This window comes from Paraburkholderia phymatum STM815 (assembly GCF_000020045.1).
In the GTDB taxonomy this organism is placed as follows: domain Bacteria; phylum Pseudomonadota; class Gammaproteobacteria; order Burkholderiales; family Burkholderiaceae; genus Paraburkholderia; species Paraburkholderia phymatum.
Map to the genome: position 1 here is coordinate 310,419 of NC_010627.1, position 14,587 is coordinate 325,005.

General features: G+C 59.0%; 13 protein-coding genes. 5 read left to right on the plus strand and 8 right to left on the minus strand.

All coding sequences use genetic code 11. The features are described 5' to 3' along the window. Positions 1–104: 104 nt before the first annotated feature. Positions 105–434 carry an XRE family transcriptional regulator gene (locus tag BPHY_RS37300; RefSeq protein WP_233445528.1) on the plus strand — a complete coding sequence of 110 codons (330 nt, stop codon included), beginning with the start codon at positions 105–107 and terminating at the stop codon, positions 432–434. Positions 435–453: 19 nt separating this feature from the next. On the opposite strand, the gene BPHY_RS37305 is transcribed toward BPHY_RS37300, so the two are convergent. After that, entirely contained in the window at positions 454–1,404 is a 951-nt protein-coding gene (locus BPHY_RS37305) for a PAS domain S-box protein (protein ID WP_012406627.1), read from the minus strand. 834 nt (positions 1,405–2,238) lie between these two features. Here BPHY_RS37305 and BPHY_RS42995 point away from each other — a divergent pair. The 3 genes from BPHY_RS42995 to BPHY_RS37320 all read left to right on the plus strand — a co-directional run bounded on the left by BPHY_RS42995 (position 2,239) and on the right by BPHY_RS37320 (position 5,036). Beyond that, positions 2,239–2,400 carry a type II toxin-antitoxin system ParD family antitoxin gene (locus BPHY_RS42995; protein ID WP_181300042.1) on the plus strand — a complete coding sequence of 54 codons (162 nt, stop codon included), beginning with the start codon at positions 2,239–2,241 and terminating at the stop codon, positions 2,398–2,400. A 1,848-nt stretch (positions 2,401–4,248) separates the two neighbouring features. Beyond that, positions 4,249–4,533, plus strand: a complete 285-nt coding sequence (locus BPHY_RS37315; RefSeq protein WP_012406631.1) for a type II toxin-antitoxin system TacA family antitoxin — start codon at positions 4,249–4,251, stop codon at positions 4,531–4,533. After that, entirely contained in the window at positions 4,530–5,036 is a 507-nt protein-coding gene (locus BPHY_RS37320) for a GNAT family N-acetyltransferase (RefSeq protein WP_012406632.1), read from the plus strand. Before BPHY_RS37315 ends, BPHY_RS37320 begins: the two co-directional genes overlap by 4 nt. A 243-nt stretch (positions 5,037–5,279) precedes the next feature. On the opposite strand, the gene BPHY_RS42350 is transcribed toward BPHY_RS37320, so the two are convergent. From BPHY_RS42350 to BPHY_RS42355, 4 genes are all read right to left on the minus strand, one after another. Further along, complete coding sequence (locus BPHY_RS42350; RefSeq protein ID WP_157686960.1) at positions 5,280–5,564, minus strand: hypothetical protein; 285 nt, start codon at positions 5,562–5,564, stop codon at positions 5,280–5,282. A gap of 1,451 nt (positions 5,565–7,015) precedes the next feature. After that, positions 7,016–7,993 carry a ParB/RepB/Spo0J family partition protein gene (locus BPHY_RS37325; RefSeq protein WP_012406635.1) on the minus strand — a complete coding sequence of 326 codons (978 nt, stop codon included), beginning with the start codon at positions 7,991–7,993 and terminating at the stop codon, positions 7,016–7,018. Then, the gene (locus BPHY_RS37330; protein ID WP_012406636.1) at positions 7,990–9,201 is read right to left on the minus strand and encodes a ParA family protein; all 1,212 of its coding nucleotides are present in this window, start codon (positions 9,199–9,201) and stop codon (positions 7,990–7,992) included. Before BPHY_RS37330 ends, BPHY_RS37325 begins: the two co-directional genes overlap by 4 nt. Positions 9,202–9,424: 223 nt before the next feature. Then, on the minus strand, positions 9,425–9,745 hold the full coding sequence (locus BPHY_RS42355; RefSeq protein WP_157686961.1) for a hypothetical protein: 321 nt from the start codon (positions 9,743–9,745) through the stop codon (positions 9,425–9,427). A 110-nt stretch (positions 9,746–9,855) separates the two neighbouring features. Between BPHY_RS42355 and BPHY_RS37335 the strand changes: the two genes are divergently transcribed. Next, positions 9,856–11,262 (plus strand): replication initiation protein, encoded by a 1,407-nt coding sequence (locus tag BPHY_RS37335; protein ID WP_012406637.1) that lies wholly within the window; start codon positions 9,856–9,858, stop codon positions 11,260–11,262. A 1,911-nt stretch (positions 11,263–13,173) separates the two neighbouring features. Here the strand turns inward: BPHY_RS37335 and BPHY_RS37340 are convergent. The 3 genes from BPHY_RS37340 to BPHY_RS37350 form a co-directional block, all read right to left on the minus strand. Further along, a complete protein-coding gene (locus BPHY_RS37340) occupies positions 13,174–13,452 on the minus strand; it encodes a helix-turn-helix domain-containing protein (protein WP_012406640.1) in 279 nt (92 codons plus the stop codon). A gap of 324 nt (positions 13,453–13,776) precedes the next feature. Beyond that, positions 13,777–14,004 carry a DUF3717 domain-containing protein gene (locus BPHY_RS37345; RefSeq protein WP_012406641.1) on the minus strand — a complete coding sequence of 76 codons (228 nt, stop codon included), beginning with the start codon at positions 14,002–14,004 and terminating at the stop codon, positions 13,777–13,779. Between the two features lie 251 nt (positions 14,005–14,255). Continuing rightward, positions 14,256–14,564, minus strand: a complete 309-nt coding sequence (locus BPHY_RS37350) for a hypothetical protein (protein WP_012406642.1) — start codon at positions 14,562–14,564, stop codon at positions 14,256–14,258. Positions 14,565–14,587 lie beyond the last annotated feature (23 nt).

A 14,587-nucleotide genomic window follows, 5' to 3' on the forward strand; every position in this document is an offset into this window, starting at 1 on the left:
TCTATCGTTGTTGCATGGAAAATTCTAAACAGGGGCGCACCCCTTTCGGAGAACGCTTGCTCCGTGCGCGCAAGAACAGGGGGTTCACCCAAAAGCAGGTAGAAATGCACGTCGGAATTGCGCAGAGCAATCTGGCTGAGCTCGAGCTTAAGGGTACGGGGTCCAGCTTCACGGTTTCACTCGCGTTGCTGTATGGCGTCAACCCAGTATGGCTGGCTCTCGGGAAAGGACCAGTTACGGGCGGTAGGCCCTCCCCGGACTGGCTGGATGGATTGTCAGAGAGTGAACTGAGCTTAGTCGAAGAGTTCGTGCAGAGCATTGTCGCGGCCCGGCGTCGAGGTCACGCGCGCAGACTACCGATCGACGCTGTTGGCTCGCCAGAGTCGGACCGGAACCGCGAGGCACACAAGCGCCGTGCGAGCAAAGGGAAGTGAAATAGGCGGTGCGGCTCCGTCACTGGCCCCGGCGGGGTCCGCTAGTCAGGCGCGCATCGATCTCTTCATATAGTCCGTACGCGTCTTTTACGGCGCTGGCGGCAAGACGTTTCGCGTGGGCGAGCGAGCCCGCGTCACCGGAACCTTCTTCAACCGAAGCCAATAAAGCCCGCGCCCCATCGACCATCGCCGCCCAGTCCATGACCCTCTTCAAAACGTCGAGGCAGTACGCCTCCCCCAGCGCGGGGCGCCGATCGCCCGTCCGTACTACGGCGTCGCCGTCAACCGCATCCGGAATTTCGACTCCTGAGCAAACGATACACTCGGCAGCGCCACCATTTCCAGCACCGTTAATAAATCTATTGCGAAAGAGAAATCGCCGCGAGCCGTTCACGGTCTGAACGTTCCTCTCAACGTCGTAGGTCTGGCCACGCTCAAAGAACCGGGTGATGTTCCGCCGGGACGACTCACCTTCGTCGGGCGTCATGAAGAGACTCTGTGCATTTTTTCCGATTACATCAGCCTCTTTGCAGCCAGCATATTCCTCGGCCATCTTGTTGAAGCGGTGAATCGTGCCCTCCTTGTCCAGCACAACAACGACGGCGTTCACCTCCGAAACAATACCCTCCGCAAAGGCCAACGCCTCCATCGAATTCCTTGCTACCGTTTCCGCGTCGCAAAGCGCCGCGGCTACGCCCGCCCAATGCACCTCACTGATCTTCTTGCCGACTAGATGCAATTCAACATGTCGCCCAAATAGCCGCACGTGCAGAAGCAACACTGTCGTTGCCCCAGTCACGTCACGGATGGAGGCAGCCTGCTCGCTGTTCAAGAGGATAGTAAGTTGTGGCTCTTGCTCGCCGCCTGCGCGAGACAGCACCAGTTCGTCACTATATGAGGAGAATTGCCAGACCGGACTGGAAGTCCCGAAGTGCCTATCGAATTCGTCAAAGACTTTCTTGCTCTTCATCCATTTGCATCCGGCAACAATGCGATTTGTCGAATTTCGAGTCGAGGCACGTTCAAGCGTCACGAATATTCACGACTTTCCTAGGAACCCCTGGTTGTGCCAACTGAACTACCTCGTGTTCGAGGGCGAAGTTGCGATGAGAGGCCGCAACGCCCTGCCAGGTATGCTCGCAAACTCTTTTCCCATACAGATACAAGGTGAGGGACTTACCGGATATATTGACATTGCATACAACACATCCGACGCCATCGTGTAATTTGCGTATTTGCAAAATACTGTTTGGGTCGACTGGCACAGCAGCGCATCGACAGCCGTCCGCATCAGCGAGCTGGACGGAGTCGCTGTCGCTCGTCACAGTCCACGCCGGAGTGAGGAGTCCAAATCGAACAGCGAGAAAATCGTCAGGACGCAGTTCGTTGATCTCTAACATCAGACTGCCCAAGTTCGCAAAAGGAGCAACTAGTGTGGACAATGTTAGGCGACGAAGGGGAGCATCGTTACAAATTGTTGCATAAATACATTATGCATCGCATTCTTAACGCATTTTGGAAATGAAATTGTTGCACGGAAATGGTTTCTCATTAACCATCATTGATGGTTGGTTGTGCGTACTATTTATCCACGCTCGCAACTGCATTTCCTGTTCGCTGGCTCGGCATTCCGCGGACCCTGTACGTTCGCGGTGGCCGCTTCCCAATCCCCCGAATGATCCTGCTCCGCCACCGCCGGGCTGTTCGCCGGCTATGGCCGCCGTTTTCTGCTCCTCGGCAAAACCACGCCTGGTATATTGGGTGTGATTCAGGAGGTTCGCGCACTAGTCGCGGAGGCACCCCCATGTCACGCAACACTTCCGTTTCCCCTGCGATCACTTCGCCGACTTCGTCGACACGCCAGGCGCGCTCCGGCCCGTACGGTCCGGCGAGCGATGTCGTGTGCGCCGGCCTGCGCCTGCTTGAATCGCACGAGGGCAGGTGCGGTTCCTGCACGAGGCGCTGAAGGCCCGCCGGCGTCGTTCGACAGCGAGGCGTTCTTGGCGCGGATGCGGGCCACGCATGGCGACCAGGACCAGGCAGTTGCGGCTTACGCCGCTGGCCCAGTCCGACCTCGAGGACGTTCAGCGCTACACGACGTCGCATCCAGGCACTCGGCGTAATCAAAGGTGACGCCCCGACATCCATGCGCCGGGGTGCAGGATGCGGATGACGTTTAGCGTCGCTTCAGCCTCGCGCCAAAACACAATGTGCAACCCACCGCGTACTGGAGATACCCTTCCCGTACTGGACAGACGCGACCGGTCTTCGCGCCCCGGGCTAGGGCCTCTAGCGTCGCGACCAAGTCGTGGTGGTACTGGTTGGCCTGCTCGATGTCCTCCGGCGGCCGGAACGCCCGCGGTGCCGCTGAAGGCGATCTGGTAGCTTGCGATATCCGGCACCCCGGCGCGGAGAGCAGGTTCTTTGGCCCTTGCAGATATATCGCGGTACGGTACCCGCAGTTACGCCCAGTGCCGCAACCGGTCCGTCCCGCCCCCCGGGTGCCGTCGGGTAAAGGAAATGCGCTGCACCGCCACTCCGCCACCCCCGAACGCACAGCGCGCGCGTCCGGGTGGAGGCTCCGCACCTGTTTGCTGGGCTGAAACCCGCGTGGCGGACCGTGATTAGTAAGGCCGACGACCGCGCGGCGCTCGGAGTGTGGCCGGAAGCTGTTCGACACAGCGTCGCCGCCAAGCAACGCACGAGAGCAGTCCGTGTACGCGTAATGGTGGCGTCCGGGACGGGTCCAACTCCTGTCGTTGATTGTCTGGCGATGCGCCGTTTGCGTGAGAACAGCGTAGGGTTGCGCGAAATTCCACTTCTCGATGACGCTCGTCGATTCAAGTTTGTCGCGGATCATTTGTAGCGGCAGGGTTCGTGCACGGCGCAACGCTGACCAGTCGCCTCAAGTCGCGATTCCCATACGCGCTGCGGCATTCATGCTGTTGTACGTCAATCAACTCCAAGTGAAGGCCTCAATCCCGATACTCCAGTTCAGAAGCCGGTGCATCAAGCTGATGCATTTTTTAGGTCTATCGACGGTCGTCGTTCACGCCGCACAGCCATATTTTGCGCAAAGAAAACGGGCTTTCGAGCCCGCGCAACGGTGAGCGCGCTCCTCGAAATCGGGCAAATACGGAGCGTAAAGTCGCTTCTACTAGAGATGGCGCGGTTCTTCCGCAGGATTTTCGCAACGCGCCGGCGACTCCGTTAATGCCGTTGTCGTCACCGCGCTGCACGGTTCAAAGCCTGCGGTTCCGGGAAGCGGTGGCTTTCCTTGAACGCAAAAGGGAGGACGCCTCTGCCGTCAATGCGGGGGGCGGAGGCAGTCGGCAAAATCGGTGGGTACTGCTTGTAATAGTGGGGCGCGATTTCCGTGCCGATAGTCCCGCCGTCGTCATATTACAGAAAACGTAGCATTTGCTACGCGCCGATCCTTTTAGCCGATTTTGCTGCGCAAGAGATGCATTCATGTGCCGACGACCCATATCAGTGACTATTTATCGTGAAACACCTCCCCGGGTATCAGTTAAAAGTCGCTTTCTTTCAATAGCTTAGGACGATGGTGATTTGTTTACAGGTTGTTCCACGGACTTGATAATCGACATTAAAAGCGACCCCCAGTCATCCAGCGCGTCTTGGACTCTCGCATCGCGCGGCGGCTAGCGCGTCCCCAGCATCGTGAGACGCTCCCCACGTTGTCGAATTGCAACATGCGTGCGAGGCGTGCCTTCACCCGGAGGTAACGACTGGCCTTCAAGAAGTGTACGGCAAAATGCCGTACACTTCTTGCGTCCCTAGTTTGGAGTCCACCATGGCTACCACCACCGCACGCCTCGAGGCGCGCATCAGTCCCGAGACGCGCGAGTTACTACGGCGTGCGGCCGAGCTGCAAGGCCGCTCGCTGTCGGATTTCGTTGTGTCCGCCGCACAGGACGCCGCGCTTCGAGTCATCTTCGAGCGCGAACTCCTGCAACTCGCGCTCGACGACCAGCAGCGTTTTGCTGAGTCGCTGCTTGCGCCAGCCGAACCGGCTGATGCACTCAGGCATGCGTTCGCGCGTCGACGCACGCTGATCAGCACGGACAGTCCCGCGTGAGCGGTGCGCCGTATGCCGTCGTTGCGTTGAAGCGTACCGTTACTCGCGGGGCATTCAACAGCGGCGTCGAGCCGCTAGACCGCTATCTGCACCAGCGGGCGACGCAGGATACGCGCGGTCGCGTGAGTTCGTGCTTCGTCGCGCTCGACGGCGAGCGCATCGTCGGTTATTACACGCTCGCCTCCGCCAGCGTTGCACTCGGCGACCTGCCGCCGGCCCTCGCGCAGCGGCTGCCACGCTACCCCGCCCTGCCCGCCGTGAAAATGGGGCGTCTCGCGGTGGACCTCGCGTACCGAGGACAGGGACTGGGCGCGGGACTAATCGCCGACGCGCTCGCGCGCGTGCTGAGCGCGAAGATCGCCGCTCGTGCACTGCTCGTCGACGCCAGCTCGGAGGCTGCTGCCGACTTTTATCGCCATCACGGCTTTATCGCGTTTGCTGACGCGCTAGGCGTGCTGTTCCTGCCTATGGAAAACGCTCGCGCCGCGGCCGGTTGCGAATAGGAGCGTCATGCCGGTCCGCGTGGTTCTCGGGGATATGACGTCGTAACCGTTGTGAGGCACGGGGCTCCTGCGGAGCAGTCATGAGCGCGCCACAGAACAGTTGAGTTCCACGACTTTACTCCACATGTGCCGGCGCGTGCGGCCGTACGGAGGCCCCCGGCACCATTGCCCCGCGCTGCAAAACGATGGTCATTATTGACACTGCGCTGTCCGCATGAGGACCGAGAATTGTCCGTGAGGCGTTCAGGAGCGATGCACCTTGACCGCCCGCACCTTTTCGTTTTCACAGGCAAAGATCAGACCGACGCGGTGCGGTGATGCCAGACGAACGGTGCCACGAAGGAGGCCACCTGTCGTCGCACGCAAGTCGATCAACCCGGACTGGGCTGGGTCTTTCTGACTGACGTCACCGACGGACACCCCGGGGTCGCGCGGATTGAACAGACAGGGATAACGCAGGCGTCCGCGGCCCGAAATGTCGTTAGTCACCAAGATGTCAGGTCGCACGCGGATGGCGTTCGCATGCAATTTCACACTCGGTGGTCTGCGTATCGTGCATATACCCCGCGCCTTCCACCTCCCGATCGGGGAATTGGTATTCGGGGGACTGTGGGAAGAAAGGACGGTCGGTAAAGCGGGGGTCCGTGCATAGCACGCGCACGCTTGAAACGAAAAAGCAGGCTTCCATAGCACAAACCCGTCGCGCGGGTAAGGTAGCGCAATTGGTGCGAGGGTCGGCGGCAACGACGACCTTCGCGTCGGGCGGCTTGGCGCGGCGCCGCGCGAGCGGCATCGGCACGTTTCGACAGGCGATGAACGCGCGGTCGTTGACGGCTGCACCTTGCGAATTGCAAGGGGAAGCGCAAGTTTGCCATGCCGCCACGGCTGGTTAAAGCGTGAACAGATCACAGCACTGCGCCAGTACCTTGCACGCTTGAGACTGTCCCCAAAGAACGTCGGGTAAAGGCGGATGGCCACTGTCAACCGAGGGATCGCGCTGTTGTATATGTCTCTCTCGTTTGGGCGGCCAGCCAGCTCGGGCCTAGGCATTCACAGCTCGACGATTCATCCGGAAGCGCAATGGCTGCGCCAAACGCATTCCAGCCAGCCTTCCAATCTGATGCGATCTGTGGGACATTGGCCTTGGACACCCGCTGCAGCAGCGGCGGATGGCACGAACAGTACCGCATGGTCGAGCAGCTTTTTTGACGCGGCGCCCGACGCCCGCGAGCCACAATCGAACTATCAGAGTGCATCTGGTCGGACTTAAGCTGCTGATCGAGCGTTGCCTGCCTGAAGGGCCGGCTTCCGGATCAGGACGAGTCTCGGCACCTATCGCTTCGTCCTTGCCCGCCCCTTTGGAATAGGGCAGAAGTTGTTCGCAAAAAGTCGACGATTCCGACTTGATGCCCACGGCGCACGAACCCACGGTCCGCAATGCGACTGCAGTGAGCCGCTGCCGAACGATGCCAAACGGGGGAAACTTTCGATGGCTGTCTTGGGCGCTTCCGCACTCCCGTGCTGAAATCACGACGGGACGGCGCGATCTTGGGTTGTATAGCGTGCTTCTTCTCCCTTCGTCGTGTCCAAGGTCAGTGTCGCACGTTCCGTTTTGGGGTGTTCTAATTAGAACAGTTGCAGCGGCTACGAACCATAGACATGGTTGTTCTAATTAGAACACCTTCCGCTGCGGTCGGCCCTCAAGACGATGGAGCACTCTCGTCCTCGCTGGCAGAAGGGTGCGCAACATTCTCATCCATTGATGGACCAGCAGCATCACGTTCGAAAGTACCCTCTCGGTGAAACTATTGCAGTTTCCCCCACCCGTTGCCCGTGTTGAACCGCATCCCCAACCACGCAGAAAGAGATTGGCTTTCCTTCGGCTGCTACAGGATCTGTCAGCGCAGCTCCGCTGCGCAGTCACAGGCCCCGTCAAAATGACGAATGATGTGCCGGAGGCGCATTCGGCAAGATGCGCTTCATTCCGGCCGGACAGAAAACATCTTCCCGATGTGCTCGCGAAGCTCGTTCTCCTGTTCTTCAGTCATCACGCCCGCCTTGAACTTGAACGTCAAACCTTTGACGTCCTTGGTAATACTGCCGGCCTGAACCTTGCCGGCAAAGATTTTCAGGATGCTTCGCCCACCCGCGTCGCTCGCCGCGAGACCGCGCGACACCTGCGCCGTGATGGAAGCACCTATCTTCGTCTGGACCAGGTCACCACTGAGCACGAGCGGCCATAACTCCTTGAGTGCCTTCAGTCCTGGCTCTGCAGTTTTCTTCAGCACGTTCGCGATATCCTGAGCCGAATTCGCCCCCAGCACGGACGGATTCAGGTCGAGGTCCCGCTTGACAAAGTCAGGGAGGTCATCAAATGCTAGGAATTTATAGAGTTCGTTGCGAGTAACACCCATCACTTCCGCCAAGCGGGTACGGTTCGGAAACTCGCTCTCTGCGCGACGAACGGCAATTGCAATCTCGTAGTCCGACAGATCGTCGCGCGTAACGTTTTCCATCAGTGCGTACGCGGCCATGTCCTGGTCTGTGCACTCGATCACGACAGCGCGGATGCTGTCCCGGTTAAGAAGCTTGTGCGCACGCCAACGTCGCTCACCAGCAACCAGCTGGAATGTTTCCCCAACCCGACGAACCGTGACGGCCTGCAGCAGGCCGGCCTCGGCAATCGAGCGGGCCAGTTCCGAAAGCTTTGCTTCGTTGAATTGCCGACGTGGCTGCCAGGGGTTCGGTACGATGGTGCCGACCGCGATCTCCGTATCGACGCCCTTCGACTCCAGTTCCTGGATGCGCAGTTGGGCTGCCGCGAGCGCGCTCGTGATGCCAGGCATGGTTTGCGGCCCCCGGCCGCCTTTGTCCTTCTTGCCCCCATCCTTAAAGTCGGCAGGCGTTGGCAGGTTCGCTGTCTTCGCCATCAGCTGTTCACGAATGTTATTGCTCATGCCGACTCCTTCCAGGATTTCACAAACATGTCGTCCAGCCATCGCGCGTAGTGCATCATCGGCTGCCTGACACGCTGTAACGACTTGGCAGTCGAATGCGTGCTAACGACGTCCAATGCGGTCGAAAATGAAAGCGCCCCCCCGCTCATCACGGAGCTCGCTGGAATCTCAAACGGATCGAGCCACCGGCCGTAAGCACTTTGCGCCCACTGTCGAACCACTGGTGCCGACGATGTTTTCCCATAGTCCACTTTCGACAGCAGAATGGAAATGAATTCGTAAACCTTGTCTTCCTCGTACGGAAGAAAGTCTTCTGCGACATCCGAAAACAGGCGCCAGAACGCCAGGGAGCTAATGAAGTCCAGATTCTCCGGGATCATTGGCATCACAAGCGCATCGGCCGCCAGCAGCGCGTTCAGGTTCATGTAGGACAATGACGGAGACGTATCGATCAGGATGTAGTCGTACTGCGACCGCAACGGTTCAAGCCCCTGCCGCAGTACTGCCCAGAACCGGTATCCTTGAACGGTCTTCTGCCGGGCGGGGAGCAGAAACTCCGCGCCATACAGGAACGTGTGACCTGGGATGATGTCGAGACCGTCCCAGTAGGTCGACTGCACTTTTGTGCTCAGGCCGCCCTCAATGTTGTGGTCATAGATGTATGGCAAGACAGTGTCTTCACCGGAAATTTCCTTCTCGGCATACAGTCCGCAAAGTTCGGATGCAGATGCTTGCGGATCGAGGTCGATGAGAAGCACATTCCGTCCGAGCAGCGTCAGAGCCTGCGCGAGGCAGACTGTAGTTGTCGTCTTCGCAGACCCACCTTTCAATTGTGCCGTGGTGAGCACCTTGCCCCTGAAATTGCCGTCTTCGTTTCCAAGCCGCGTCTGGTAAACGTCGGACGCCATCTTTACCCACGTACGTACTTCGGGCAGAGTGAATGTTCGACTGCGACCATTGCCGTTAAGCGTCCCGGTGGGCAAAGTGGCATCGTCCCGCGTCACCAGATACTGGATCTGCTGACGCGTCAGACTGCACATTTCGGCAAGTTCACTGATTGTGTAGATCGGCGCGACCTTACGCGGCCGCGGTGCGAGAATCTGCTCTCGCAAGTTGTCGGAGAACGGTTCAAGATTGTCAGCGAATTCCGCGACTTCTCGAAGCGATACCCTTCGGTCTTCCATCGGTAAGGTGCCTACGTTAGCCATTCTGCGCTTTCCCCTTGAATTGACGTCGAAGCGCAGAATACACGAATCCGCGTAAACAGGGTTGTAATCGGCCGATTTTTTATTACCCCCTTCGAGAAAAGCCACCAAAGCCCTGATTTTTCGGGATGTCTTTGCTCGACGGCGGATGGCTTAAGTACATGCGCGAAGCGCATGATTGCATCCGGTTTGCACGCCGGTACCTATCCGCGTCGCAATAAGGGGATCATCCGCACAAAAAACGCCCCGGGGGTGGTTTTTGTGAAACCCCGCTGTTTGTCAAAATTGTCTTTATTTTCAATAGCTTATGCAACTGTATTTTCGGTCGCCAGCTATCTTGCAAAGCCTCGTCTGTTTCGTTTTCGTAAACATAAAACCTACCCACCAACAAACAGGAGAAGATAAATGCTTTAAAATCAATGCCCAGCTTGCATTCCGGGATGGTTTTTGTGAACTGAGGGACGGTTTTTGTGTCCGCGCAGGCGGAAAATGGGCAGGTTGGGCCGTTCTTTGTGAAAATCGGGCCGCAAATTGTGATGACCACCATAAGCCGGGGCGGTTTTTGTGCGCGGTTTGCGGCGCTGTCCCGGGGCGGTTTTTGTGTTGACAGACGATCTGCCGCTGATAGAGTGCCTGGGATTGCGCCGAACCTGACGAATGGAAAATCAAACCCTTCCCGCTACCCCGCATCAGCTCGCCCTGGACATCTATGAGGACATGTCCGCGGTGGGCACGCCCATTCACGAGGCAGGCAAGGACATCGGTTTTCTGCGCAACAATATTTTCACGCGCGTCGGTGGTTTGGGCATCGCCGCCCGCCGCGTGCTGGACGCGGCCTATTTCATCGTCGCCACCAATTCGCCAGATGAACTTGTCGATGACAAGGTGTACACGTTCACGGCCGACGTCAACTACTTCAAATGGTTGATGCGATACGACAGCCGGAATCACAGCCATCTCATCGCGCAGATGAGAGCTGCGGCGAAGGCTCGCGTCGAAATCATGACAGCGCCGTCAATTGAGGAGTTGACCGAGAAAGATTCGTGGGGGACGATCAGTTTGCTCGGTGATTGCTACATCGAGCGCAACGTCGTCTGCATCCTGCTGTCCGGCAGGGTAATCAAGTATCTCATCAGCCCGTATAAGGCGCATTGGCTCAGCCTGCGTGCTTCGACCGCCTTCTCACTGTCACTGGCTCGTGCTATCTACGACCGGCTCATTCCATGTGAAGGTCATGGCGTGACGGAGTGGTTCGCATATGAAGAGGTCCTGGAATGGCCAGGGAAGGTCGGCGAGTCACGCAAGGAAGTCAAGGAATTCAAGAAACGGTTTCTTGAGCCGGCAATGCTTCAGCTCAATGAAGTCTCTGACTTCGATGTGAACTGGGAGCCGAACACGGAGCGTACGCCGCCAGAGAAACTCAAGATCCGGTTCCGTTTCACGAAGAAGCGCGGTGCAGACGCAGCACGCGCCGGCATCCAGGACGACATGTACCTCCTGCTGCACAACGAGTTTGCGTTTGACACGCCCGATTTTGAGATGCTCGCCAAGAACCGCCACGTCTGGACCGACGAACGTCTTGAGCAGGCCATTGAGTACACCCGGCACAAGCTGAACTTGGGCAAGGTGACGAAAAGCCCGAAGGGTTATCTTTTCAGGGCGCTCGACGGCAATTTCCGGCTGGGCGATGCCGACCGGAAAATGGCGTCCATCCAGGTGAGGCGGCTGGAGGCTACCCAGAAGGAAATCCGCAGCCGGACCGCTGCAGAAGCCCAGCTGCAGGCGAGCATTCAGGCCGAGGCCGAAAAGGCAACTTTCAAACTGAATTCTGAAATCAAGGCAGGCCGGGAATTCTTTGAGTCTGCTGACAACGGCCTCCGGAAGGACCTGTTCAATTCATTCGTCAGCCAACGCCTGCAGCAGCGACTTATCGAAAGGCAGGGCGTAACACGGGATTTGCTTAGCCCCGACAACATTCTTTCAGTGAATCGAGTCGTCGCAGATGCATTCGGGTCGCACGTGCACGCGAAAATGAAAAAACTCCTGCCACCAGGACAGTCCTGACTTCGAGCTGCAAGCACGTTGCGAGACAGTGCAGAAAGGCTAAGGTGGCGTTGGTGATGACGGGCACGCACGCGAAGCTTTAGAGGATGACGAGGTGGCTTGGCGAGTTGGGCGAGTTCACTGACCGTGAGTTGGCCTTCGCGTTCGCTGTGCGTCGTAGTTGCGTATTTGCGGACGACGAACCGCGTCCCAAACCACCCTGCACAGTTCGACATCGTTAACACTAACGATGTGAGCCGGAGTGCTTGAACTGGGGGAGGGGACGTCGGTTCCGCCTGCTCCGCGGCGCGGCTGGCTGTACGATCTGGCGTTCGCATGTATGGCCGAAGCCTGACACAGTCCCGAAGCATGTGCTGCCAAGAACGTGTTGTCGTGGCGTCCCTGCGCAGCTCGCGCCGCCGGCACTCGAAACGGCCTGTTCATCGAGGAAGCGGCGTCCAAGGCCACGGGAGCGAGCGCTCATCGCAACTACCGACTGCTCATCGTGTCTGGAAAAGAAGATAGGCTTCATCGTAAGGATCCGGCAGCCACGGCGCGCGTCCCACCATCTGCTACCCGCGCGTACCAGGGCCGGCCACGTGCCGATCGAGCTCGCTGGGCTGACGCTTGTCGTGCGACACGTGATCGACAGGCCGGCAAGTTTCGAACGTACCGCGTCATGGGCAGGCCCCCGCATCCTTCCGTACGGCGCGTTGGCTTCCGTAATCAGCCGGTGCATCTGAACGTTGCGGTTCTGGCTCATTCGGGGTCGCGCCGCCTGCTTCTCGATCGCCGGGTTCCCCATGACCGAGATGGCGGTTGAGCATGCGGGCGGGAGCGTGGGTTCGGTGCTGGTGGCGTTGGGAAGCTTTTCAGCCTCGTGCATGCTCATGTTCGGCACCGTAACGCGACTTTGATGGATGCTAACCGTGCACTTCGGGCGGGAGTGATCCGCCCGCTCGCTCAGTCCGAGGGACCGCGCCCCGGTGTCCCGTTGGGATTGTTGCGACCACCACGTGTTTCCAAAAGTCGTGCGGGCCGCCTCCGTGTCCCACGAATCGGCATCTGAGAAGAAAACCCCCCGACGTCAGTCTTCGCTGTCTGAATCGCGCAGTGACCGCAACGCGTCCCGTGGCTATCGCTTCTGCCAACGCGATCAACGATCAACTGCAGTCACGCTTCTTGCGAGCGCACGAACCCGAGGGACCGGTTACGCCAACGTTGGACGAGATAATAGCGCGAGCGAGCGCGGCACTGTCGAACAGATTAGCCGCAGCCATGTGCAGCGTATTTAGCGGGCCGGCGACGTGCGCCCACACCGAATCAAGCAATGGCTACACAGTCCGGATCCCGCCTTTCGTGAGAAGGTCACTGAGATTTGCAAGTCGCATCGCAAGGCCCCTCGAAACGCGGCGGTACTCAGCATGACAACAAGACCCGGGGGGCGCCGCTCATTTTCGTTGCATGATGATGCGGCCGGCTGCAGCTACGCTCATTCCGGCGTTGGCCCTTCACACAATGCTGTCCGATGCGCTTGCGCCACATGGAGACCGTCTGCACCGACACGCGAGCTCTCGATCAATCACCGTATTTCCTTCGTGCGCCTAAAGCGCGATGCGTGCTCGCATTACACGTCGCTGAGCCGCGGTCTTGCGCTCGAAAAGCGAGGATGCTGTCCTGGCCCGGCTCATTTCAGCCGACGTGATACGTTCTCGAGCGCCACCGTCAGTTCCGAACGCTGGTTCAGCTTCAACTTCAACGACTTTCTTTGATGGCATCGCACGGCTGGCGTTTCGTTCTTTGCTCATTGCCTTAACTCTTTCTGGAAATTCCGATTGCGCTTCGCGGCATGATCGACATCCGGCTTGCTTGCTTGTCTTCCGCGTATTGTGGAACGCACCATGACATACGTGCACGTCTCGGAAAGTTCGCTCAGGAAGACTGGTCGTCGGCAGCCCATATTTTTCCCAACCCGGCTACCTCGCAGAAAATCGCCCACGCGGCGTACGGGATGTGAGACTCGCCGCTGATCCACCGACGTATCTGTCGCCCACCGCCTTTCTCGCTTAGCCCGACCAGATCCGCCGCCTCACGCCCGGTCAGTCCGGCGCGGCGAATGACCTCGCGAACCTCGACGCCGGTCGGTTGCTGCCAGCCGTTGATCCAGGGCACCAGACATTCCTTGCGGATATGCGTATAAAAATCGTTCATTCACACCTCGTGTTCACACGGAGATAAGCAGGAATCGTCAATCAGTATCGCGCCCCCGCGGCTGCCGCCGCGGGGATTCACGCTCCCTCCGGTCGCTTGACGACCCCGCCCGTGGCAGGTACGCACCCGTACGGGATCGTCACGCCGCGATCCGCGGCGCGCCGGCGCGCACCCCACGCCTGGCGGGGGTCCCCAGGCGCCTCGATCCGGGCGCGCTGCGCGCGCGATATGTCCGTGATTATCGCAAGTCCGGCCTGCAGGAAGGAAGGTCGACGCGGCATGAAGGCGGTGCGTGTGCCTTGGCTGCCGTGTCGTCGCGCTTGTTCACAACGGTAGCTTCTGCTGGTCGTGCGCGATATGTGCGGCCTCGATCTGCCCGGGAGCGAGCCGCGATATACCGATGACCTGCATGCGCTGATAGGTCACCTGTCCGTAGATGTCGGCCAGCAGGCGCCCTTTCGGGGACAGCGCGCAACCTTCGCTGGAGGGCTCACGGGTGCGCCAATAGTTGATCGCCTGCTTGATCTCGGTGACTGTCAGAAAGGCTTTCATCCTTACCTCGGCGTCATATGACGACACCCGCGCAGATGACGCGCGAGTGTCCATTGTCGTTTCACGGTCGGGCAGCCGAACCTCATAGAGGTGCTCGCGAACGGCCGACATTTCGGCGTCGGTAAAGCATGCGATGCCGTCGACGAAATCGATCGGGTCAAACTGGATCTGCCGTCAAAAATGGTAAGGTTTACGAATAATATCCGACAGCACCTCGCCGCATTTCAGTTCGACGCGTCATTCAACGATACTTATCCGACACCGTCCAGCCGCTGCATGGTCAATGCACACGATGCGACAGGCGGCACGCGGTCAAATTCCGCGAGCGCAGTGCGCGCGATCGCGCGAAGCTCGTCACGATGCATTTCGATAGCGTGGCCGTCCCGGTCGCGCATGTCGGCGATTCTCTCCAGTGCGCGTGCGGCATTGGCCGCCGCGTCAGCGGACAGGGCCATACGAAAGAGTTCGCTGCGCGCAATCGAGCGGTCGCCATACTGCCAGACCGCCAACAGCGGAAGTAGCGCGGCGAACCACGTTGGACGCGTCTTCAGCGTATCCATGTAGGTGTCTCCTGAGGATGCCC

Coding starts and splice junctions, on each gene's coding strand:
- BPHY_RS37300 (WP_233445528.1), top strand. CDS start 105: ATGCACGTCGGAATTGCGCAGAGCAATCTGGCTGAGCTCGAGCTTAAG.
- BPHY_RS37305 (WP_012406627.1), bottom strand. CDS start 1,404: ATGAAGAGCAAGAAAGTCTTTGACGAATTCGATAGGCACTTCGGGACT.
- BPHY_RS42995 (WP_181300042.1), top strand. CDS start 2,239: ATGTCACGCAACACTTCCGTTTCCCCTGCGATCACTTCGCCGACTTCG.
- BPHY_RS37315 (WP_012406631.1), top strand. CDS start 4,249: ATGGCTACCACCACCGCACGCCTCGAGGCGCGCATCAGTCCCGAGACG.
- BPHY_RS37325 (WP_012406635.1), bottom strand. CDS start 7,993: ATGAGCAATAACATTCGTGAACAGCTGATGGCGAAGACAGCGAACCTG.
- BPHY_RS37330 (WP_012406636.1), bottom strand. CDS start 9,201: ATGGCTAACGTAGGCACCTTACCGATGGAAGACCGAAGGGTATCGCTT.
- BPHY_RS42355 (WP_157686961.1), bottom strand. CDS start 9,745: ATGGTGGTCATCACAATTTGCGGCCCGATTTTCACAAAGAACGGCCCA.
- BPHY_RS37335 (WP_012406637.1), top strand. CDS start 9,856: ATGGAAAATCAAACCCTTCCCGCTACCCCGCATCAGCTCGCCCTGGAC.
- BPHY_RS37340 (WP_012406640.1), bottom strand. CDS start 13,452: ATGAACGATTTTTATACGCATATCCGCAAGGAATGTCTGGTGCCCTGG.
- BPHY_RS37345 (WP_012406641.1), bottom strand. CDS start 14,004: ATGAAAGCCTTTCTGACAGTCACCGAGATCAAGCAGGCGATCAACTAT.
- BPHY_RS37350 (WP_012406642.1), bottom strand. CDS start 14,564: ATGGATACGCTGAAGACGCGTCCAACGTGGTTCGCCGCGCTACTTCCG.